Source organism: Chitinophaga niabensis, from assembly GCF_039545795.1.
Lineage (GTDB): Bacteria > Bacteroidota > Bacteroidia > Chitinophagales > Chitinophagaceae > Chitinophaga > Chitinophaga niabensis_B.
Genome location: NZ_CP154260.1, coordinates 4,438,832 through 4,461,844, shown reverse-complemented (window position 1 = coordinate 4,461,844; position 23,013 = coordinate 4,438,832). Strand labels below are relative to the sequence as shown.

22 protein-coding genes are annotated in these 23,013 nt (G+C 45.4%); 16 read left to right on the top strand and 6 right to left on the bottom strand.

Annotated features, from left to right (window positions below; all coding sequences use genetic code 11):
* Positions 1-79: 79 nt before the first annotated feature.
* Together AAHN97_RS28985 and AAHN97_RS17590 are read left to right on the top strand one after the other, a co-directional pair.
* Entirely contained in the window at positions 80-352 is a 273-nt protein-coding gene (locus AAHN97_RS28985; RefSeq protein WP_430516947.1) for an energy transducer TonB, read from the top strand.
* 33 nt (positions 353-385) lie between these two features.
* On the top strand, positions 386-643 hold the full coding sequence (locus AAHN97_RS17590) for a hypothetical protein (RefSeq protein ID WP_343303372.1): 258 nt from the start codon (positions 386-388) through the stop codon (positions 641-643).
* 61 nt (positions 644-704) lie between these two features.
* Here the strand turns inward: AAHN97_RS17590 and AAHN97_RS17585 are convergent, their stop codons facing one another.
* The 3 genes from AAHN97_RS17585 to AAHN97_RS17575 all read right to left on the bottom strand — a co-directional run bounded on the left by AAHN97_RS17585 (position 705) and on the right by AAHN97_RS17575 (position 6,189).
* On the bottom strand, positions 705-3,077 hold the full coding sequence (locus tag AAHN97_RS17585; protein ID WP_343303371.1) for a ribonucleoside-diphosphate reductase subunit alpha: 2,373 nt from the start codon (positions 3,075-3,077) through the stop codon (positions 705-707).
* A gap of 51 nt (positions 3,078-3,128) precedes the next feature.
* On the bottom strand, positions 3,129-4,100 hold the full coding sequence (locus AAHN97_RS17580) for a ribonucleoside-diphosphate reductase small subunit (protein ID WP_343303369.1): 972 nt from the start codon (positions 4,098-4,100) through the stop codon (positions 3,129-3,131).
* Positions 4,101-4,635: 535 nt separating this feature from the next.
* The gene (locus tag AAHN97_RS17575; RefSeq protein WP_343303368.1) at positions 4,636-6,189 is read right to left on the bottom strand and encodes a hypothetical protein; all 1,554 of its coding nucleotides are present in this window, start codon (positions 6,187-6,189) and stop codon (positions 4,636-4,638) included.
* Positions 6,190-6,361: 172 nt separating this feature from the next.
* On the opposite strand from AAHN97_RS17575, the gene leuC reads away from it, so the two are divergent.
* The 5 genes from leuC to AAHN97_RS17550 all read left to right on the top strand — a co-directional run bounded on the left by leuC (position 6,362) and on the right by AAHN97_RS17550 (position 12,337).
* Positions 6,362-7,759 (top strand): 3-isopropylmalate dehydratase large subunit, encoded by a 1,398-nt coding sequence (gene leuC / locus AAHN97_RS17570; RefSeq protein WP_343303367.1) that lies wholly within the window; start codon positions 6,362-6,364, stop codon positions 7,757-7,759.
* A gap of 10 nt (positions 7,760-7,769) precedes the next feature.
* Positions 7,770-8,369: a 3-isopropylmalate dehydratase small subunit gene (leuD, locus tag AAHN97_RS17565; protein WP_343303366.1), complete on the top strand. Its 600-nt coding sequence runs from the start codon at positions 7,770-7,772 to the stop codon at positions 8,367-8,369.
* Positions 8,370-8,376: 7 nt separating this feature from the next.
* The gene (leuB, locus tag AAHN97_RS17560; RefSeq protein WP_343303365.1) at positions 8,377-9,456 is read left to right on the top strand and encodes a 3-isopropylmalate dehydrogenase; all 1,080 of its coding nucleotides are present in this window, start codon (positions 8,377-8,379) and stop codon (positions 9,454-9,456) included.
* Positions 9,457-9,489: 33 nt separating this feature from the next.
* Positions 9,490-10,995 carry a 2-isopropylmalate synthase gene (locus AAHN97_RS17555; RefSeq protein WP_343303364.1) on the top strand — a complete coding sequence of 502 codons (1,506 nt, stop codon included), beginning with the start codon at positions 9,490-9,492 and terminating at the stop codon, positions 10,993-10,995.
* A 133-nt stretch (positions 10,996-11,128) separates the two neighbouring features.
* Positions 11,129-12,337 (top strand): hypothetical protein, encoded by a 1,209-nt coding sequence (locus AAHN97_RS17550; protein WP_343303363.1) that lies wholly within the window; start codon positions 11,129-11,131, stop codon positions 12,335-12,337.
* A 46-nt stretch (positions 12,338-12,383) separates the two neighbouring features.
* On the opposite strand, the gene AAHN97_RS17545 is transcribed toward AAHN97_RS17550, so the two are convergent.
* The 3 genes from AAHN97_RS17545 to AAHN97_RS17535 all read right to left on the bottom strand — a co-directional run bounded on the left by AAHN97_RS17545 (position 12,384) and on the right by AAHN97_RS17535 (position 15,373).
* Positions 12,384-13,724 carry a Gfo/Idh/MocA family protein gene (locus AAHN97_RS17545; protein ID WP_343303362.1) on the bottom strand — a complete coding sequence of 447 codons (1,341 nt, stop codon included), beginning with the start codon at positions 13,722-13,724 and terminating at the stop codon, positions 12,384-12,386.
* A 104-nt stretch (positions 13,725-13,828) separates the two neighbouring features.
* A complete protein-coding gene (locus tag AAHN97_RS17540; protein ID WP_343303361.1) occupies positions 13,829-14,668 on the bottom strand; it encodes a 3-keto-disaccharide hydrolase in 840 nt (279 codons plus the stop codon).
* Positions 14,669-14,698: 30 nt separating this feature from the next.
* Positions 14,699-15,373: a M15 family metallopeptidase gene (locus tag AAHN97_RS17535; protein WP_343303360.1), complete on the bottom strand. Its 675-nt coding sequence runs from the start codon at positions 15,371-15,373 to the stop codon at positions 14,699-14,701.
* A gap of 115 nt (positions 15,374-15,488) precedes the next feature.
* On the opposite strand from AAHN97_RS17535, the gene AAHN97_RS17530 reads away from it, so the two are divergent.
* From AAHN97_RS17530 to AAHN97_RS17490, 9 genes are all read left to right on the top strand, one after another.
* A complete protein-coding gene (locus AAHN97_RS17530; RefSeq protein WP_343303359.1) occupies positions 15,489-16,271 on the top strand; it encodes an SDR family NAD(P)-dependent oxidoreductase in 783 nt (260 codons plus the stop codon).
* Positions 16,271-17,023 carry a hypothetical protein gene (locus AAHN97_RS17525; RefSeq protein ID WP_343303357.1) on the top strand — a complete coding sequence of 251 codons (753 nt, stop codon included), beginning with the start codon at positions 16,271-16,273 and terminating at the stop codon, positions 17,021-17,023. The genes AAHN97_RS17530 and AAHN97_RS17525 overlap by 1 nt, the downstream gene beginning before the upstream one ends.
* A gap of 8 nt (positions 17,024-17,031) precedes the next feature.
* Entirely contained in the window at positions 17,032-17,886 is an 855-nt protein-coding gene (locus AAHN97_RS17520; protein ID WP_343303356.1) for a fumarylacetoacetate hydrolase family protein, read from the top strand.
* Complete coding sequence (locus AAHN97_RS17515) at positions 17,874-18,212, top strand: L-rhamnose mutarotase (RefSeq protein WP_343303355.1); 339 nt, start codon at positions 17,874-17,876, stop codon at positions 18,210-18,212. Before AAHN97_RS17520 ends, AAHN97_RS17515 begins: the two co-directional genes overlap by 13 nt.
* Positions 18,209-19,036, top strand: coding sequence for an amidohydrolase family protein (locus AAHN97_RS17510; protein WP_343303354.1), 828 nt, complete (start codon positions 18,209-18,211; stop codon positions 19,034-19,036). Before AAHN97_RS17515 ends, AAHN97_RS17510 begins: the two co-directional genes overlap by 4 nt.
* 9 nt (positions 19,037-19,045) lie before the next feature.
* Positions 19,046-19,828: an SDR family oxidoreductase gene (locus AAHN97_RS17505; protein ID WP_343303353.1), complete on the top strand. Its 783-nt coding sequence runs from the start codon at positions 19,046-19,048 to the stop codon at positions 19,826-19,828.
* Positions 19,829-19,882: 54 nt separating this feature from the next.
* A complete protein-coding gene (gene fucP / locus AAHN97_RS17500) occupies positions 19,883-21,130 on the top strand; it encodes an L-fucose:H+ symporter permease (protein ID WP_343303352.1) in 1,248 nt (415 codons plus the stop codon).
* An 86-nt stretch (positions 21,131-21,216) separates the two neighbouring features.
* Entirely contained in the window at positions 21,217-21,960 is a 744-nt protein-coding gene (locus AAHN97_RS17495) for an MbnP family protein (protein WP_343303351.1), read from the top strand.
* Positions 21,957-23,000, top strand: coding sequence for a cytochrome-c peroxidase (locus AAHN97_RS17490; protein WP_343303350.1), 1,044 nt, complete (start codon positions 21,957-21,959; stop codon positions 22,998-23,000). Before AAHN97_RS17495 ends, AAHN97_RS17490 begins: the two co-directional genes overlap by 4 nt.
* Positions 23,001-23,013 lie beyond the last annotated feature (13 nt).

Below are 23,013 nucleotides of genomic sequence, written 5' to 3'. Positions count from 1 at the left end.
TCCTAAACTATCTTCTACTGTCCGGCCAAAGCCTGAAAAGAAAAAGCCTGACAAAAAGTGATAAGGAGAATGACGTCAGATGGCGTTGTTCTTTATGAAAAACTTTCAATACCCTCGTCAGCAGGAGTCCGTTCAAGGCCGTGTTAACCTGGTATTTATAGTAATGGAAGATGGCAGGATAAAAGGAGAACGTATTCCTCACAAAAAAGAGGATGAGCTTACACCCATCGATAGAGAAGCCTTGAGAGTCCTGAGAAAAATGCCTGCCTGGAAAGCGGGGAGATGCGGGGGAAAGAAGGTGCCGGTTAAATTTAGTTTACCTATCGGTTGTATAATGCCCCAAGAGGAATAACATTTGTTTTGTTCATAGTTATTTAATTATGCCATGATAACACTTGAGAAATTGGACATTTATAAACGCTATGATGGAAGTGTAGACGGTTGGAGCCATTCGGGATCTTCCCGGCAGAAACAAGCAATGACGGATAAAGATTGGTTTGTGATTGAAAGTTTCATTCAAGACCTTACACTTGTGAAACGGGGGCTTGCTTCAGAAAGCTTTCAGGAGAGCCTGAATAATAGATTAAAGGGTGAATGTGATAATGAAGGCGCTCTTGAGGAGATTAAAAGAATGATAAAATAAACCAACAAAAAAGCCCTGGAAGCACAAACTCCCAGGGCTTTCTAATATCTAAAGTCAGCAATTATGCACTGCAGGTAACACAACCTTCTTCCATCGTGCACACAGCCCCCTCAGGAACTTCCAGCTCCATCACATCTCCGGAATTAACCACAGGCACCATATTCTGGCCACCTTGTTTTTCCACCGTGAACTGAACCGCTTGCGTTGCAGCTTGCGTACGCAGGTAGTACATACCGGTTTTGAGACCTTTCTTCCAGGCGTAGAAGTGCATGGAAGTAAGTTTAGATGCAGATGGTGTATCTACGAACAGGTTGAGACTTTGTGACTGGCAGATGAATGCGCCACGGTCTGCTGCCATATCAATGATCGTACGCTGTTTGATCTCCCATACTGTTTTGTACAGTTCCTTGATATTGGAAGGGATCTCTGCAATATTCTGTACAGAACCATTCGCTGCGATGATCTTGTTCTTCATATCATTATCCCACAGGCCCAGTTCCACCAGGTCTTTCAGCAGGTGTTTGTTCACTACCACAAACTCACCGCTCAATACACGGCGGGTGTAGATGTTGGAAGTGTAGGGCTCAAAGCACTCGTTGTTACCCAGGATCTGAGAAGTAGAGGCAGTTGGCATGGGTGCCAGCAACAGGGAGTTACGCACACCATGTTTTTTGATCTCTGCTTTCAGGCCAGCCCAATCCCAGCGTGGAGATGGCGTAACGCCCCACATATCATACTGCAGGATGCCTTTGGAAACAGGAGAACCTTCATATGTTTCATATGCACCATCTTTCGCAGCGAGGTCTTTAGAAGCAGTCAATGCAGCGAAGTAGATGGTTTCAAAGATCTCTTTATTCAGTTGTTGTGCCTGTGCGCTTTCAAATGGATAACGCAGCAGGAAGAACGCATCGGCCAAACCTTGTACGCCCAATCCGATAGGACGGTGACGCATGTTACTGCGGCGTGCTTCTTCAACAGGGTAGTAGTTGGTATCGATGATAACGTTCAGGTTCAATGCAGCCTGGTAAGTTACTTCATACAATTTCTGATGATCGAACTTGCCATCGATCACAAAGCGTGGTAATGCCAGTGATGCGAGGTTACATACGGCTACTTCATCAGGAGAAGTGTATTCGATGATCTCTGTGCAGAGGTTGGAACTCTTGATAGTACCCAGGTTCTGCTGGTTGGATTTGCGGTTGGCAGAATCTTTATACAGCAGGTAAGGTGTACCGGTTTCGATCTGTGCATCGAGGATGGCGAACCAGAGGTCCTGTGCTTTCACGGTTTTGCGTGCACGGCCTTCCTGTTCGTATTGTGCGTACAGTTTTTCGAATTCTTCACCCCATGTATCTGCTAAGCCTGGTGCTTCGTGAGGGCAGAACAGGCTCCAGTCTCCACCAGCTTCAACACGTTGCATGAAGAGGTCCGGCATCCAGAGGGCATAGAACAAGTCGCGTGCGCGCATTTCTTCTTTACCGTGATTTTTACGGAGGTCCAGGAATTCAAATACATCAGCATGCCATGGCTCCAGGTAGATAGCGAAAGCGCCTTTGCGTTTTCCACCACCCTGGTCTACATAACGTGCAGTATCATTGAATACACGCAGCATAGGGATGATACCATTAGAAGTACCATTGGTGCCGCTGATGTAAGAACCTGTTGCACGGATATTGTGAATGCTCAAACCGATACCGCCGGCGCTCTGAGAGATCTTGGCAGTTTGTTTCAGCGTATCATAGATACCTTCAATGCTATCTCCCTGCATCGTCAGCAGGAAGCAGCTGCTCATTTGTGGTTTAGGAGTTCCTGCGTTGAAGAGGGTAGGCGTGGCATGTGTGAACCAGCGCTCGCTCATCAGGTTATATGTTTTGATGGCAGCATCGATATCGTTTCTGTGGATGCCAACAGATACACGCATGAACATATGCTGAGGACGCTCAGCGATCTTACCGTCTATTTTCAGCAGGTAAGAACGTTCCAGTGTTTTGAAACCGAAGTAGTCAAAAGCAAAGTCGCGGTCGTAAATGATCGTTGAATCCAGGATGTCTGCATTATCCCTGATAATTTCCCATACATCATCGCTCAGCATACCGGCTGGTTTGCCGGTTTTAGGATCGATGTAATCGTACAGTTTCTTCATCGTTTTGGAAAACGACTTCTCAGTATTCTTATGCAGGTTGCTCACCGCAATACGGGAAGCAAGCTGTGCGTAATCAGGATGTTTGGTGGTAAGTGAAGCAGCGGTTTCTGCAGCCAGGTTATCTAATTCAGTGGTTGTAACACCATCGTACAGACCCTGAATTACCTTTTTAGCCACATCAATAGAATCAACATATTCCGGCGCGAGTCCATAGCACAATTTCTCTACTCTTGCGGTGATCTTGTCAAATTTGACAGACTCTTTTCTGCCGTCTCTTTTTATAACGAACATGGTGTAATGGATTTAATGGGTGATGAATATATGGAGGTTAGTAGTATTTTCTTAAAAGTCTTCATCAAGGCTGAACGTATTTGCTTCTTTGCCGCCGATCACGCCTGATTTTTGATAGTCACCTACCCGTTTTTCGAAGAAATTGGTTTTTCCCTGTAAGGATATCATTTCCATAAAGTCGAAAGGATTGGTTGCATTGTAGATCTTCTTGCAGCCGAGCTCGCTGATCCAGCGGTCTGCCACAAATTCAATGTATTGTTTCATCAGCTCGCTGTTCATGCCGATCAATGCAGCAGGTAAAGCGTCTGTAATGAATTCTTTTTCTATCTCTACGGCATCGCGGATGATCTCGTGTACTTCTTTTTCATCCAGTTTGCCATTGAGCATGCTGTAAAGCAGGCAGGCAAATTCGCAGTGTAATCCTTCATCACGGCTGATCAGTTCATTAGAGAAGGTCAGGCCGGGCATGAGGCCGCGTTTTTTCAGCCAGAAGATGGAGCAGAAACTTCCACTGAAGAAAATACCTTCCACGGCAGCAAAAGCTACCAGGCGCTGTGCGAATGTACCGTTGTTGATCCAGCGTAAAGCCCATTCTGCCTTTTTGGTAACAGCAGGGATGGTATCAATCGCATGGAAGAGGCGGTTCTTCTCCACAGGATCGCTGATATAAGTATCGATCAGCAATGCATATGTTTCAGAGTGGATGTTTTCCATCATGATCTGGAAACCATAGAAACAACGCGCTTCAGGGATCTGAACTTCACTCATGAAGTTCACGGCCAGGTTCTCATTCACAATCCCGTCAGACGCAGCAAAAAATGCCAGTACATGCGAAATGAAATGACGTTCTCCGTCATTCATATTGGCCCAGTCTTTCAGATCACTGGAAAGATCAATTTCTTCAGCAGTCCAGAAACTGGCTTCGTGGCGTTTATAGTGTTCCCAGATGGCGGGGTAGTTTATCGGGAGGATTACAAACCGGTCTTTGTTTTCCTTCAGTAATATCTCATTCTCGTTACTCATAAAAAATTTATAATATGGTTATGACTGTCCAGTGTTTTTCGAATAAAGACGCGGGTCCGACGGTAGATAATCAATCCGTAAAATTGGAAGGGTCACTCACACCATAACCTTAACTCGCGAAATACTTTGAAAATTAAGTCCTAAAGGTTGTTTTTCTAACGATAGAAAGCCCCGAAAACTTAATAAGACTGTTTGCAAATCTAACGATCAAAGGGCTGCGGAAAAGGTAAAAGTTCCTAACAGGTGTGGATAAAGAATGAGGCTTTTTTCAAGAGTTAGCAGGGGTGTACAATACGGACTTTTGCACATGTAAAAGCAGGTCTTTGGTATAATATATTTGTAAAATGTGTCGAAAATCTGGCACGAAAAATATAAATAAAGATTACAGAAAATATGCATTTCTGAAATGCTGATCAACAATGTTTTGATTGATTCTGGAACAGCAGTGATGTGTTTCGGCCACGATTTAATCTTCTATGGAATATTAATTTAATATTACCAATTGGGAATGGCATAAAACAGGGCTGTGGATAACTCAGATCCGGGGTACTTTCGCTATGAATTTCTTCCTGATCACCGTCTGCACCGGAATGCCCTCAATCTTGCTTTCCAGCCAGGAAACAATATCCAGGTACAGGTAACTCCTGCGCTCAAAAGGATTCTTCGCGATCTGTTCCAGTTTCCCTTTCAGGTCCTTAAACGCCGTACGCAGCGCTTTGGGATTGGCATACATGTTCTTCCGGAGGAATTTCAATATTTCCTCCAATACAAGACTAAGGTCTTTATGTTTCGCAATGAAGTGGTATACAGACTTGATCAGGTATTCCACCAGGCTGTAATTCTCCAGTTCATAGTGTGCTATCAGATGAAGGATCCGCGCAAAACATTGGATATCTGCACGCAGATTACCAATGCGCAGCTGAATGATCTTATTCAGGTACACAATGGCATTGTCGTTATCCCCGCTGCCAAAATACAAACACGCGATCTTGTAATAGAAGACCAATACCCGGTGCTGATCTACTGTTAGCTGGTGCTCTGATATTTTCTCTTCCACTTCGGCCACTAACGAAAGCCCCTCTGTGAAGGTGCCATCCAGGAAGTGGCTGTTGATTTTGCCGGTATAGAGGTATACGAATGCAGAAGTACGGGTGTTTTCGTTGAGGCTTTCCTCTTTTTCAATGATGAACTTCTCCATCACCCCCAGCACCTCTATGAACCTGTCGTGGTTCATGGTGTGGAAATGTGCCGTGAGCAGATTATGCAATGCCTTGATGTACAGGTCTACATCCGTATCCTTCAAAGCAGGGTATTCCGTAAAGAGGTCCACCCACTTCTGCGTATAACGGTAATACATCAGAAAATCCTGGAGGATGTAGTAATACCAGCAATAGGCCTGGTACAGGTATACTCTTTCGTAGAAGCTCATGCCCTGGGATGGTACCACCGGCAGGTTGGAGTCGAAAAAGCTTTTCAGCATGTGTACGTCCTTCATATCCCTGGCATGCCCCAGTTTAAGGTACATCCCATACATGCGGAGAGCAAGTGTGGACAACTTACTAACGTTATTGAGCTGCTCGTTGATAATGCGGGATTCGTCACTGAGTTCATCTGCGCGGTTATCCAGGCTGCGGGTGATATGCCGGGTTTCGATCAGTTTTTCAAACTCCACGATCTCAAAATACAGCATCACCTCTTCCTGCTCCCGGGCACTCACTTTGGCTTTGGCCAGGATCTTCAGGCTTTGGTTATATAAGCCTTTATTGTAAAGCACCCTGGCATAATCCAACTGTTCCCGCAGCTCGATCAGTGGGTCCTTGGTTTTATACAGGAGCCGTAAGGTAGTGAGTAAATGTTTATATAAATGGGCCTTTACATTGCTTAACTGTTGTTTCTTCAGGTCCGGAATACGCTTCAATACCTCTGCTTCGTCATACTCCTTCAACTTGTCCAATGTCTGGAACAACTGAATGAACAGTACGTCCTCTTTAGTGTTATCCCGGTTAAAAGCCAGTTGGAAATTCCTTTTTTCGGCCTTCGTAAGCGTTTTAATCAATATAAATAGCGCATCATTCTGCGAGTTGGACATCGTTGATACTGGATTATAAATAATTGATCCTTAATAGGTTAATGGCAATACCTAGCGGTTGCGAATCGTAATAATGACAAATTTAACGAACTGTGGTTTAAATGTGTCAATTAGATTTGAATGAGTAAAACTGATAAGAAAAGCAAATATAGGGTGTAAACCTAAACTACACATGGGTAAAACATTATTTGACAAGATTTGGGATAGTCACATTGTGGCTGCTAAGCCGGGTTTCCCGGATGCCGTGTACATCAATACACATTTTATACATGAAGTAACCAGCCCGCAGGCTTTTGACGGATTAAGGAAAAGGAATATACCTGTTTTCAGACCTGCCAAAACCAGGGCTACTGCAGATCATAACGTACCTACCCTGGAACAGCATCTTCCCATCAAGGAAGCGCTGAGCAGGAAACAGGTAGAAATGCTGACAAAGAACACCGCAGAGTTTGGGGTAGAGTTATACGGACTGGGCCATCCTTACCAGGGGATTGTGCACGTGATAGGCCCGGAACTGGGTATTACCCTTCCCGGCATGACGATAGTTTGCGGGGACAGTCATACTTCCACACATGGGGCCTTTGGTACCGTTGCCTTCGGGATCGGTACTTCCGAAGTGGAGCAGGTACTGGCCACCCAGTGCATCCTGCAATACAAGCCCAAAAGGATGAAGATTGAGGTGAACGGGCAATTGAAAAAAGGTGTGGTGTCCAAGGACATTATCCTCTATATTATTGCACAGATCTCTGCTTCCGGCGCTACAGGTTACTTTGTGGAATATGCCGGAGAGGCCATCCGCAACCTGAGCATGGAAGCCAGGATGACCATCTGTAATATGAGTATCGAAATGGGTGCACGCGGTGGATTGATTGCACCGGATGCTACCACTTTTGAATATATCAAAGGCCGTGAGTTTGCACCAAAGGGGGCAGACTGGGATAAAGCCCTTGCTTACTGGGAAACACTGAAAACGGATGAAGATGCTGTGTTTGATGCAGTGCTTACCTTTGACGCAGCGGATATTGAACCCCAGATCACTTATGGTACTAACCCGGGAATGGGCATAGGGGTTACCCAACACATTCCTGCCCTGGGAGAGATTGATGACAAGGAAAAACCATCTTTCTCCAAATCCCTGCAGTACATGGATCTGGAGCCAGGCAGCCGGCTGCTGGGGAAAAAAGTGGATTATGTGTTCATCGGCAGCTGTACAAATTCCCGGATCGAAGACCTCCGCATGGTGGCAGACTTCGTAAAAGGAAAACGCAAAGCAGATGATGTAATCGTATGGATCGTGCCGGGTTCCAAACAAGTGGAAGCACAGGCCATTGCAGAGGGGATAGACAAAGTGTTTGAAGCCGCCGGATTCCAGCTGCGCCAGCCGGGTTGTTCTGCCTGCCTGGCTATGAATGAGGACAAAATACCGGCAGGGAAGTATTGCATTGCCACTTCCAACCGTAATTTTGAAGGCCGCCAGGGTCCCAATGCCCGTACTTTCCTGGCAAGTCCGCTAACTGCAGCAGCTGCCGCTATTACCGGAAATGTAACGGACGTGAGAGACCTGATCTAATTAAAACACCATGGACAAGAAATTTTCAAACCTGGTATCCACAGTGGTACCTTTACCGATAGAAAACATAGACACAGACCAGATCATCCCGGCCCGGTTCCTGAAAGCTACTACCCGTGAGGGTTTTGGCGAAAACCTGTTCCGCGACTGGCGTTTTGATGATCAACAGGTGCCGAAAAAGGATTTCGTACTCAACAACCCCCTCTACAAAGGGCGCGTACTGGTAGCCGGCAAAAATTTCGGTTGTGGCTCTTCCAGGGAACATGCTGCCTGGGCATTGGGCGATTACGGATTCAAAGTAGTGGTCAGCAGTTTCTTTGCAGATATCTTTAAGAACAATGCATTGAATAACTTCATCCTGCCCATCCAGGTAAGTGATGATTTCCTGCAAAAGATCTTTGCCGCTGTTGAAAAAGATCCTGCCGCCGAACTTGAAATTAACCTGGAAGAGCAGTATATTAAAATATTGGCTTCCGGCGAAAAGGCATCTTTCGATATCAACGCATACAAAAAAACGTGCCTCCTGAACGGTTATGACGACATCGATTACCTGCTCAGCCTCAGCAATGAAGTAGCAGCTTATGAAAAAACAAGACCATTTAATTTCTAAATAACATATGGGAGTCACAAAGAAAATTCTGGTAATACCCGGAGACGGGATCGGGCAGGAAGTAACAGCCTGGGGAAAGAAAGTATTGGAAACAATTGCGGAGAACTACAAACACACGTTTACATTCCACGAAGGCATCATGGGCCATGTAGCCATTGAGGCCACCGGTAATCCGCTGCCGGATGAAACACTGGAAAAAGCACGCCAGAGCGATGCCATCCTGTTTGGTGCCATCGGCCATGCTAAATACGATAATGACCCTACCCTGAAAGTACGCCCTGAACAGGGATTGCTGAAGATCAGGAAAGAACTGGGCCTTTATGCCAACCTTCGCCCCATCAAATTATTCGATGACCTGCTGCATGCCTCCAGCATTAAACCGGAGATCCTGCAGGGCGCAGATATCCTTTTCTTCCGTGAACTCACAGGTGATGTATATTTTGGAGAGAAACAAAGAAGTGAAGACCGCAGTTCTGCATCTGACCTGATGATCTATCATAAGTACGAAGTAGAACGCATTGCCCGCAAAGCATATGATGCTGCCCGTACCCGCCGCAAAAAACTCTGCTCTGTAGATAAAGCCAACGTGCTGGAAGCATCCCGCCTCTGGAGAGAAGTAGTACAGGAAATTGCGAAAGAATATCCTGATGTGGAAACAGAACATATGTTCATTGATAATGCTGCCATGCAATTGATCAAGGACCCTAAGCGTTTTGATGTGGTGGTGACCGGCAACCTGTTTGGAGACATCCTCACAGATGAAGCCTCTCAGATCGCAGGATCTATGGGTATGCTGGCATCTGCATCCGTAGGAGATTCCATTGGTTTCTATGAACCTATTCACGGCTCTGCGCACGACATCACCGGAAAAGGTATTGCCAACCCGCTGGCTTCTATCTTATCTGCTGCGCTGCTGCTGGATATCTCATTCGGATTAAAAGAAGAATCACAACGTGTGATCCGTGCAGTAGATGCCACCCTGCGCCAGGGTTACCGTACAATGGATATTGCCAACAAACATACACCCAACGAATTTTTACTGGGCACAGACGCCATGGGCGCCAAAGTGCTGGAAAACCTGAATTAATTATTATTAGCTCATTTGAAATAGTATAAAACCATGGATAAAAATCGTGTTTACGTTTTTGATACAACCCTGCGTGATGGAGAACAAGTGCCGGGTTGCCAGCTAACGACCGTGGAAAAGATCATTGTAGCGAAAGAACTGGAAGCCCTGGGTGTGGACGTGATAGAAGCAGGCTTTCCCATCTCCAGTCCCGGCGATTTTCAAAGCGTTGTTGAAATCTCCAAAGCAGTAAGCGAACCGGTGATCTGTGCACTCACACGTGCCAATACAGCAGATATTGATGCCGCCGCCGCAGCACTTAAATATGCTAAACGCAAACGCATCCATACCGGTATCGGTGCTTCAGATATGCACATCAAATACAAATTCAACAGCACCCGCGAGAATATCCTGGAACGTGCAGTAGAAGCAGTGAAGTATTCCCGCAAGTTTGTAGATGATGTGGAATTCTACGCAGAAGATGCCGGCCGTGCAGATAATGCTTACCTCGCACAAATGATCGAAGCGGTGATCGCTGCAGGCGCTACCGTAGTGAACATCCCTGATACCAACGGTTACTGCCTGCCGGAACAATACGGTGCCAAGATCAAATACCTGATGGATCATGTCTCCAATATCGATAAAGCCATTATTTCCGTACACTGCCACAACGATCTCGGGCTGGCTACTGCCAACACCATCGCCGGTGTATTCAATGGCGCGCGCCAGGTAGAATGTACCATTAACGGTATTGGTGAACGTGCAGGCAACACTTCCCTGGAAGAAGTAGCCATGATCCTCAAAACCCACCACGCACTGGGTTATACCACAGGTATCAACAGCAAACGTATCTATGAGTTGAGCAATTTAGTGTCCAACATGATGCGTATGCCGGTACAGCCGAATAAAGCCATCGTTGGCCGTAATGCATTTGCACACAGCTCCGGTATTCACCAGGATGGTGTGCTGAAGCATCGTGAAAACTACGAGATCCTTGATCCGGAAGATATCGGGCTGCAATCCAACTCCATTATCCTCACTGCACGCAGTGGCCGCCATGCATTGAAACACCACCTGGAAAGGCTGGGTTACAAACTGGAAAAGATCAATATTGATGATGTATATGCCCGTTTCCTGGAAATGGCAGATACCCGCAAAGAGATCACAGATCACGATCTGCTCACACTCATGGGCGATGGTGCGGATAGCAATTATGATGATAAGGCCATCAAAGTAACCCTGTTACAGGTAGTATGTGGTGATCCTTTACGTCCGATGGCTACGGTAAAACTGCGGATCAACGGGGAAGAGAAAGAAGGTAGTGCAGCTGGTAACGGTCCTGTGAATGCAACCATCAATGCCATCCATACCATCATACAGGATGATATTGAGCTGGATGAATTCAGTATTCAGGCAATGCGCGGTGGTAGTGAAGATGTAAGTAAAGTGAATATGCGCGTGAACCACAATGGTAAATCCTATTATGGATTTGGTTATTCAACAGACATTGTGAATGCCAGTGTGCATGCTTATGTAGATGCTTTGAATAAGATTTTCTAAGAAGTTTTTTCGATGTATGTAATAGCTAAACTGCTCCGGGAGACCGGAGCAGTTTTTTTTGCTTTTTTCTGCTTATATTGTCTCCACAATAGCCCATATAAAAATCCTTAATACCTTGAAACAAGACATCAAAATGAAAAAGTTAACCGGTATCATGCTTTTGCTGTTTGCAGCGTTAAGCACCCATGCGCAATTTACACAGGAAGTAAGTGTTGTAAACAATGGCAGATATTATTACATAAACAAAACAATAGCTGGCCAAACACGTGATGGCATTGGGCCTGATTATATTTTGTTGCACAAATCCTATGCGGGTGTAGCCATGAGTGACCACTTTGTAATGGGAAAGATCACAGCAATCCGTGGAACTACAGGGTCTTATAATCGTAAATGGACCGTGGAAGTGAATACTGCTTCTGCTTATCATGAAGATAGAGGTACATTGATCGCGTATAATGAAGCTGCGCGTTTGGTGTTACTTACTTATAATGGAGAAAAGTACATGGCAGCCGAGATTAGTACCGCGGCCCTTGTTCATAACTTATCCTTCACGGGGTACACGAGTGCTGAAACACTTCTTCTTGTTACAGGAGATCAGGTAAGTAATGTACAAGAGTTCAGTAACGGATCTGATAATATGGTATTGCAGGGGCAGACCACTATCAAAAATGAAGGCATAAACTCAACCCTAACGGTAATTGCTCCTGCAGCAAGCGTAAATGTGGGAAATGAAAAGATACATGCAGGAGGAGTGGCCATCAGGGCTGATCAAACCGGGCGCAATATGAGTACAGGTGCTACACTGGAGTTTGTTTTGCCTGCAGAGCACAATGGTGGTAATCTTTGGGGGCAGGGCCGTATCATGACTGTACCTGGTAATACATTAAACGGTCATGCCTCCGGAAAGATGATCATCGGTACCAGAAGGTTCTTCAATAAAATAAATGCCGGACATCAATGGTACTACGGAGATGATATTGTTATAGATGCCATCGGCAACGTAGGCATTGGTACCTTATACCCAGACCCCGAGGCAAAACTCGCCGTGAAAGGAAATATTTTCGCGCAAAAGGTAAAAGTAACCCTCACCGGCTGGTCTGATTTTGTATTTGAACCGGATTATAAATTGCCTTCCATCTATGAAATGGAACAATACATTAAAGAAAACAAACATCTGCCTGGCATTCCCAGTGAAACAGAAGTGAAAGAGAAAGGTATTGACGTGGGAGAGATGAATAAGTTATTGCTGCAAAAGGTAGAAGAGCAAATGCTGTATATAATTGAGATGAAGAAGCAGATGGATGAAATGAGGAAGGAGATGGATACTTACAAGAAGAAATAGTTCAAACAACAGCAGGGATACTGGAAAGTATCCCTGCTGTATTAAGTTATAATTTAGGTTCCCAGCCCGGCTGATAATCCCGTTTCCAGAACTTCATAGCCGCAGCATCGTTTTTGATATGTCCGTTGGAAGGATCAATACGCAGCGCATTACCCGTAAGCAGGGCAATATTGCCTAACTGGCAAAGCAGAGTGCTTTGATGTCCGCTGAGAATATCTGAATTAAGCGCAGTACCATTTTTAATGCCGTCAAAGAAGTTCTGGAAATGCAGTGCATCCAGGTCAGCCGCAGGATTGGTCACATTCCGGGCATCAATGGATTTAGTATTCTTCACTTCCTTCACCACTTTACTTTTCAGATCATACACGGTATAAGCATTTCCATCGATCACCAGTGATCCTGTTTCTCCGTAGAAAATAACACCTACAGAACTGCCTTCCACATACTGTCCGTTACAGCTGCGGCCTTCCCATACCATGCTGGTATTATTGGCAAATTCGAGGGAGATCACTTGCGTGTCCGGTGTTTCCCAATCATCTTTATAACGGTATCGTCCACCGGAGGAGGTAACGCGTGTAGGATAATCCACCTGCAGGCCCCATCGCATGAGGTCTACCATATGTGTTCCGTTATTACAGGCTTCACCGGTACCCCAGTTCCAGAACCAATGCCAGTTATAGTGAATAAGATTATCCTGGAATGCACGGCGTGGTGCAGGGCCTTGCCAGAGATCATAATTCAACCAGGCAGGAACGTCTGTTTTTTTACCAATGCCAATGGATTCACGGTTATTGGTATACCAGCCTTTGGCAAAATAAGCACGGCCGATAGTACCGCTGTGTATCTCTTTGATAGCTGCTATCACATTGGGCCAGGAGCGACGCTGATTACCCATCTGGATAACCTTGTTGTATTTCTTCTGCACCTGTATCAGCAGTTCCCCCTCATGTGGATTATGGCTGCAGGGCTTTTCCAGGTATACGTGTTTACCGGCTTTGGCAGCCAGTATAGCAGCAGGGGCATGCCAATGGTCCGGTGCAGCTACTACCAGCGCATCCAGGTTTTTATTCTCCAGCGCTTTCCTGAAGTCAGGAATAGCAGCGGGCGCTTTTTGCTGCACTTCCTTTACTTTCTCTATACACTTCTCCGCAGCGCGGGTATCCACGTCAGAAACAGAGATCACTTCGCAGTTGGGCTGGCGTGCATAGTTGGTAGCCAGGGCAAGGCCTCTGGCATTTACGCCCATCATGCCAACCCGGATACGGTCGTTGGCACCCAGGATGCTGGCATAACTTTTTGCACTCATGCCGGGGAGTATGCTGCCGATCATCAAGGCTGCTGAGCCTTTTACGGTATTCTTGAGGAAAGTTCTGCGGGACTTTTTCATATTTTAAGGTAGTTTAAGTAAAAACGGGTACGTACCTCAAAATAGCAAAAGATTTTGTTCTTTCATAAGTAAAAAAGCCCCCGATCACATCGGAGGCTTTTTAATTATTTCCTGTTTTGTAATTCTTTCAGCTTCGCTGCGAGTTTCCTGGGGTCCTTCATATAAGGCTTCAGATCAAACAACTCCACCTTCCTGTATTGTATGGGATGGCTTTCGCTCTGTAAAGCAATGTATCCTTCAGATAAAAGCTGTCCGTCTTTTTTCAAAGCAGGATCGTAATTGGAAACATTCCCGCCGCCGATCTGTGGTTTTTCATACATCAGTACCGTATCCTTCTCCACAATATGTTTAACGATGGAATCTCCCAGCACCAATACTTCCGCTCTCACCCAGATATCATTATCATACGTTTTGGAATTTGAATTCACGCAATGTGCAGTGATCAGCTGATTCTTCATTACCACATTCGTGCCTGGGGTACAGAGGTTAGAGGTGGTACGTTTCCCTTTCCCGTCACCACCCAGTAACTGCACTTCAATGGAAATAGGAAAATCCTGCTTTACACCCATGCTCTTGGCAGATTGGGAATGGATCATAGCCCCGCTGTTGCGATAAGCCCATCCGGGGCCACCTTTCACCTGTTCACCTACAAAGCGGTATTCCATCACCAGTAAGTAAGCAGAGAATTTTTGCTTGTGGAAGATGTGGCCGTACTGTTCATCAAATGCTTTGTATCCATCATAGGATACGGTGAGTTTGCCGTCTTTCACGCTGAAAGTATTGCCATTGTTGTCGTTCAGCTGATGCCCGGTGATTTTGATGTCCCAGTTTTTCAGGTCTTTCCCGTTAAAAAGTTGCTGCCATCCCTTTTGAGATTTCTGTGCGGTGCTTATCCCTGATGTTAACGCAAGAGCAAGCGTCATCAGTAATTTTATTTTTTGCATAGACGTGTATTAGGCTGTTAAGCTATGAAATTACTTTAACTCATCAAACCAGATATCCATCAACGGATATTTTTCGGGGTCTTTCAGGTAATAATGCCACCATTCCGTTTCCAGTGCCATAAAGCCATGCGCTTCCATCATCGTGCGCAGGAGCACCCGGTTCTCTTTTTCTTCATCTGTTATCTGCGCATAGGCATGATGGGCTTTTTCCGAAAGATCATCGTAATCTGTTCCCATAGGAAATTCCTTGCCGGTTTTAAGATAAATGAGGGTAAGATCTACTGCTATACCCCTGTTGTGGCCGGACCCTTTTTTAGGATCTGCGGCATAACGTTCGTCCGGCATCACTTTCCACATTTTCTCTGTCACCCGGTAAGGCCGGTACCCGTCAAATATTTTGAGGCCCACACCCATAGGTTCCAGTACCATTTGCAAAGCCTGTAATGCCTGGTAGGCGGGAAGCCTTAACCATACTACAGGGTAGGGGTACAGTTGCTCACGGGTGAAATTATTAGCAGTAGCATAACGTACATCCTGCGCAATATCATCGATCTTTATTAAGCGAAGATCTTTGTTCTGTTTTACCAGTTCTTTGTATAATTGAAGGGAATTCACAACAGGCAGGCCGTGTTTGTTCAATGGAATTTCCTGAGCCCAAAGATTTAAGGGTAGCAGGAATAAGTATAAAATGTATATATTTTTCACAGCATTGGGTTTAATTACACATGAAAATAGTCAAGAAAGTACAAAATCAGGGTAAAAAAGGATTGCAATAACGCTTATAATTACGGTATTTTAGAACCCTTAAAATAAGTAAAAGATGAGTTTGTTCCGTTTAGATGGGAAAATTGCTGTGGTAACTGGTGCCGGAAGCGGCATCGGACAGGCAATTGCGCGGTGTTTTGCCGGCAGTGGGGCTATTGTTCACGTGCTGGAATTAAATGAGGATGCCGGGAAGGGTACAGTAGATGAAATTGCTGCCACAGGGGGTAAAGGATTTGTACATGCCGTGAATGTGGCAGACCAGGCTGCAGTGGTAGCCGTTATGCAAAAGATCATACAAACATCCGGTAAACTGGATATACTGGTGAACTGCGCCGGTATTGCACACGTGGGAAAACTGGAAACTACTGCTGAGCAGGATTTCGACCGCGTATTCTCCGTGAATGTAAAAGGCACTTATAACTGCATGTACGCAGTAATTGAACAAATGAAAAAACAAGGTGGCGGTGTGATCCTCAATATCGCTTCCATTGCTTCCAGCGTGGGGATCCCTGACAGGTTTGCCTACTCTATGAGCAAAGGCGCCGTATATACTATGACGCTCTCTGTAGCAAAAGATTACCTCGCTGATAAGATCCGCGTGAACAGTATTTCTCCTGCCCGTGTGCATACACCATTTGTGGATGGTTTCATTGCCAAGAACTATCCCGGCAAAGAAGCAGAAATGTTTGAGAAACTGTCCAAAACACAACCTATCGGCCGCATGGCTAAACCGGATGAAGTGGGCTATCTCGCTTTGTATCTCTGCTCTGATGAAGCAGGTTTTATCACCGGTTGCGATTATCCACTAGACGGAGGCTTTATAAAACTGAATAACTAATGAAACAATTCCTCGCCGCATGTGCGCTGGCAACAGGTATCATGGCCTGTAACAATTCCACGGACCAGAAAGAAACAAGTGCCACTTCCACTGTAACAGACGATGCAGTGAAAGAAGCCACTCCCGCCGGAACCATCAATGTAGCTTTTAGCCAAAAAGACAAAGACACTTCCACCGTTACTTTCAATTTCACGGTAGACACACTTAAATATGAAAAATCATTTGATGATCTGCCCCTGATGAAAGGATTCGCAGATACTGCCATATACCGCGTCCTCTGGGATAAACCCAACAGCGTATGGATAGGCATTGTCAAAGCTAACAGGGATAACCGTTATTATCACGGCACACAGGATGGTGCATCATTAAGGATCCTATGGGTACCCTCCCCGCCGGCACGTATCTATGAATACATCGATAAAAAACTGGGATTGGGTGATGTGATCCGCCAGCAGCCACTGGTAGAAAAATATAAAGAGAACTTCCAGTCAGGCCTGATCATCTCTGATTTCATTGTAGAACTAAGACCTTCCACCACGCCTAACTCTATCGATGTCTATATCAAATTCGGCGGTGCGGAACGTACACTGAATATGCCGGTATACAGCAAGGGCAAACCTTACATCCAGGCTTATAAAAAGGATGATGTGTTTGTTGGTTTGCAGATAGATGGAGAACTGGAAGAATATTATGAAATAAAGGTAGTAGAAGGCCGCATTGGCGCTAAACAATTAAAATCAGTCGTAAAATAATATAGCATATGAAACTTATCAGGTTCGGATTGTTGGGAGAGGAAAAACCAGGCATTATAACAGATGCCGGTATGTTTGATGTATCTGCTTTTGGAGAGGATTACGGAGAGCGCTTTTTTGAAACAAATGGTTTGGTACGCTTAACTGAATGGTGGGCAGCCAATAGCAATAACTGTCCAAAAGTAGCAGAAGGCACCAGGCTGGGTTCCTGCGTAGCGCGCCCATCCAAGATCATTTGTATTGGATTGAACTATGCAGACCATGCAAGAGAAACCAACGCTGCCATCCCCAAAGAGCCGATCGTGTTCTTCAAATCCACCTCCTCTCTCGTAGGACCAAATGATAATCTCGTGATCCCGCGCAATAGTGTGAAAACTGACTGGGAAGTGGAACTGGCAGTAGTGATAGGAAAGAAAGCCAGTTATGTGGAAGAAAAAGATGCTTTGCAATATGTTGCCGGTTACAGCCTGCATAACGATTACAGCGAACGTGAATTCCAGATAGAAAGAGGTGGTCAGTGGGTGAAAGGAAAGAGCTGCGATACTTTTGCTCCCCTTGGCCCATGGATGGCTACACAGGATGAAATAGAAAATATCGACAACCTGCGCCTCTGGTTAACCGTGAATGGTAAAAAGATGCAGGATGGTAATACAGCTAATTTCATCTTCAAAATACCTTTCGTTATTTCTTACCTGAGCCAGTTCATGACCCTGCTCCCGGGTGATGTGATCTCTACCGGAACACCTGCAGGTGTGGGTCTTGGATTCAATCCCCCGGTATATCTGAAAGCAGGAGATGTGGTAGAATTAGGTATTGATGGATTGGGTACTTCCTCACAAACAGCAGTTGCATGGAAACAATAAGAAGATATTGCCTGGCGCTTGACCTGAGAGATGATCCGCAACTGATCGCGGAATATGAAACATACCACCGTGCTGTATGGCCGGAGATCCTGGAAAGTATCACCAGCAGCGGCATCACTACCCTGGAGATCTACAGGGCCGGTAACCGTATGTTCATGATCATGGAAGTAGACAATACTTTTTCTTTTGAAAGGAAAGGCGCCATGGATGCTGCCAATCCTAAAGTACAGGAGTGGGAGGAACTGATGTGGAAATATCAGCAAGCCATCCCCGTAGCAAAGCCCGGAGAAAAATGGGTATTGATGGATAAGATCTTTACGTTATGATAGATGCGCATCAGCATTTCTGGAATTTTGACCCCATCCGTGACGCATGGATCACGGAGGACATGGGCGTAATCCGCAAGGATTTTTTACCCGCTGATCTCGCACCCGTATTACAGGCAAATGGTATAACAGGTTGTGTAGCCGTACAGGCTGATCAAAGCGAAGCAGAAACAGACTTCCTGTTACAGCTTGCCACAGAAAACCCTTTCGTTAAAGGAGTGGTAGGCTGGGTAGATCTGAAAGCAGCCAATGTACAGGAACGCCTGGCACATTATGCACAGTTCCCGCTGCTCAAAGGTATCCGGCACATTGTGCAGGGAGAGCCTGACCGTAATTTCCTGTTAAGGGAAGATTTCGGCCGTGGCATTGCAGCACTGGCTGAATTTGGCTTAACGTATGATATCCTCATTTATCCGCATCAGCTACCCGCTGCTGTGGAATTTGTGAAGAAGTTCCCGAACCAGCCAATGGTACTGGACCATCTCGCTAAACCGGATTTCGAAACAGGTGAACTGAAAGGATGGGAACAACATATCCGTACCCTCGGAAAGCAACAACACGTTTACTGCAAACTAAGCGGTATGGTAACGGAAGCGGATCTGCAGCACTGGAAGAAAGAAGATTTTACACCTTTCCTCGATGTGGCACTGGAAGCATTCGGCCCACAGCGTTTGATGTTTGGATCAGATTGGCCGGTATGTTTACTGGCAGCAGATTATGCACAGGTAAAGGATATTGTGACGGATTACATCAGCCGTTTATCTGCTGCTGAACAGGCACAGATCATGGGCGGTAATGCCATTGAATTTTATAAACTAGCTTAAATTTCACAAATGGATCTCGGATTACAGGATAAAGTAGTGATTGTTACAGGTGGTGCTAAGGGTATTGGAGAAGCAATAGCACGGCTCATTGTAGCAGAGGGCGGCATTGCCGTGATTGCAGGCCGCAAGGAAGCGGATAATGAAAAAACAGTAGCAGAACTACGCAAAGGTGGTGGTAAAGCTTTTGGCATTACTGCTGAATTAGGTAAAGTAGACGATTGCAAAAAAGTAATAGATCAAACCATCAAAGAATTTGGCCGTATAGACGGATTGATCAATAACGCAGGTGCAAACGACGGGGTAGGACTGGAAAGCGGTAACCCCGAGAAGTTCATGCAATCCTTACAGAACAATCTATCGCACTACTACAATCTCGCGCATTACGCATTGCCTTACCTGAAAGCAACAAAAGGTAATATTGTGAACATTGGTTCTAAAGTGGCTACAACAGGGCAAGGGAATACTTCAGGTTACGCTGCATCTAAAGGAGCTATCAATGCACTTACAAGAGAATGGGCGGTAGAACTGCTGCCATTTTCCGTACGCGTGAACACCGTGATCCCTGCAGAAGTATGGACACCGCTGTATGAAACCTGGATCAAATCATTACCAAATCCGGAAGAGAAATTGCAATCCATCGTTTCTAAAATTCCATTGGAAAAAAGGATGACCACTTCAGAAGAGATTGCCGGTATGACGGTATTCCTTTTGTCAGGATTATCATCCCACACTACCGGACAGATCATTTATGTGGATGGAGGGTATACGCACCTGGACCGTTCTGTCAGTTAAAACGCTTGCACACAAATTCCACTTATAATCATTTCACCTTAAACGCAATTGCATATGGCAGGCGGCGCAGCTAGCACAACCAATTATACATCCACGGGCACTACAACTGGTCAGAAGTTTCTCTTTCCTTTTATCCTGGTGACGAGCCTTTTCTTTATGTGGGGCCTGGCTTACGGCTTACTGGATGTACTCAATAAACATTTCCAGGAAGCATTATCCATCAATAAAGCACGTTCCACGCTCCTGCAGGCAGCCTATTTCGGGGCTTACTTCCTGATGGCCTTACCCGCAGGCCTGCTCATGAAACGCTTTAGTTATAAATCAGGGATCATCCTGGGTTTATTGTTGTATGCAGCAGGCGCGGCATTGTTCTATCCTGCGGCACACTATGCGAATTTCAATTTCTTCCTGGGTGCATTATTTGTGCTGGCTTCCGGTTTAACATTCCTGGAAACTGCTGCTAACCCTTATGTAACGGTGTTAGGAGATAGAGCCACTTCTGAACAACGCCTGAATTTATCACAGTGCTTTAATGGACTGGGATCATTCCTGGGCCCTATCATTGGCGGTGCATTATTCTTTGGCGGTGAAAAAGAAGCTGGCGCTGGATCAGATCTTTCTTCCGTACAGCTCGTATACATTGTAATGGCTGTAGTGGTACTGCTGATCGCTTTCCTCTTCTATCGTACAAGACTGCCTGAGATCGCTTCTGCTGAAGGTGAAACGGGAAAAGCTGCAGGAACAGGTAAGAAATTGTTCGCACACCGTCACTTTACATTGGGTATAACTGCACAGTTCTTTTACGTAGCAGCACAGGTAGGCGTAGGCGCGCTCTTCATTAATTATGTAACAGAATACTGGGAAGGCGCAACAAGTGAAAAAGCATCTTACTTACTGGCAGTATCACTGGCATTATTCACTATAGGCCGTTTTGTGGGTACAGCACTGATGCGTAAGATTGCACCGAATGTATTGCTTACCTGGTACGCACTGATCAATATTGCACTTTGTGCTGTAGTGATCATGGGTAAAGGTGCTATATCTGTATATGCATTGATCGGTATCTTCTTCTTTATGTCTATCATGTTCCCTACCATCTTTGCATTAGGTGTGAAAGACCTTGGTGAACATACAAAAGAAGGTTCTTCTTTCATCATTATGTCTATCGTAGGTGGTGCTTTGGTGCCTTATGTGATGGGTGCTATTGCAGAATCCCAGTCAACGGCAATTTCCTTTATCGTGCCGCTGCTCTGTTTTGTGGTAGTGTTACTCTATGGATGGAAAGGATACAAGACTAAATAGTAATTAGTTACATATTAAAAACGCTGTAAGGCCACTTAGGTTTTACAGCGTTTTTTTATGTAACTTCAGCATAAGAAACCACTTATATGAAGCTGCACCGCCTCCTGACCGCATTGTTAGTTTTATGCATGGCCTGTAAAAAGGATGTTCAGGATCAAAAAGGCACCCTGCAGATCACCTTCAAAAATGTAGTGAACGGCGCACCACTCAAACTGAACACTTCTAATTATACCAATGCCGCCGGTGAAACCTTCACCATTTCCACCTTCAAATATTACATCAGCAATATCACGCTCATTAAACTTGATAACAGCGAATTGAAATTACCCGCTGCTTATTATCTCGTCAACGAAACAGACTCTGCCTCCAAAGTGATCAGTATCCCTGCTCCCGGAGGAGAATACAGGGCTATTTCCTTTATGCTGGGGGTAGACAGCACACGGAATGTAAGCGGCGCACAAACAGATGCACTGGATCCTGTAAACGGGATGTTCTGGAGTTGGAACAGCGGTTATATTATGGCTAAACTGGAAGGAACTTCTCCTGCATCTACAGCAGCCAGCAATGCACTGACCTTTCATATTGGCGGATTCAGCGGGCGTTACAATGCACTGCAAACGATCCAGCTGGTCAGCCCGATCAGTTTATCCGTTTCTGAAATACGCAAACCGCAGATTACGATTAATGCAGACGCTTATACCTGGTTCAATCAACCAAACCTGATCCGTTTTCAGACAACTTCCACCATCCACGTACCGGGAGAAGATGCCTTGAAAGTAGCCACAAATTATCGTAACATGTTCCGCATTACAGATGTAACTGACCTGTGACAAGATACCTGATATATACAGCCTGTCTGTTCCTGCTCATATGGAGCTGCAGACGTGGAACGGATGTAAAACCGGGCCCGCAGCCGTATACCCTCAACTTACCTTCCAACTTCCCGCAGCCGGTATATGATATGTCACAAAACCCGCTCACTGTACAGGGGGTGGCATTGGGAAGAAGGTTATTCTACGATCCCCGTTTATCCCGTGACAGTACCATCTCCTGTGGTTTTTGCCATCAGCAGTTTGCTGCCTTTGCGCACTTTGATCATCCTTTAAGTCATGGTATTGATAATAACACCGGCTTCCGATCTGTGCCTGGTCTCTTTAACCTGATCTGGCAGAGAGAATTTATGTGGGATGGTGGCGTCAATCACCTGGAAATACAACCACTCACGCCCATCACCGATCCCAATGAAATGGGAGAGGACCTTGCCAGGCTGATAGCAAAACTGAATGGAGATGCGAAATACAGAAGCCTGTTCAATGGAGCCTTTGGTGCAGGAGAAATTAACAGCCAGAAAGTCTTTAAAGCTTTAGCGCAATTCATGGCCACCATGAATTCCTTCGATTCAAAATACGACAGCGTAATGCGGAATGCCCCCGGTGCGAAGTTCACAACGGAAGAGGAAAACGGGTACAAGATCTTCCAGAACAAATGTGCTTCCTGCCATAAAGAACCATTATTCACAGATGGTTCTTACAGGAATAACGGCCTGCCCATCAATGCTTCCTTACATGATGCCGGCCGCATGCGCATCACCAATAACACCAACGACTATCTGAAATTCAAAGTGCCCTCTTTGCGAAATATCATCAAGAGCCCTCCTTACATGCACGATGGCCGTTTTTATGATATTTTCAATGTGTTCGACCACTATTCGGAAGGTGTAATTCAAACCCCTACCATTGATCCGCTCCTGCGGAATGGCCTGCCGCTTACAGAGAGTGAAAAGCGTGAATTGTACTTTTTCCTTAATACATTAACAGATCCCGGCTTTATCAGCAGTAAGGCCCTGAGTGAGATAGTGATTACTGACTAATTGATAATCAATT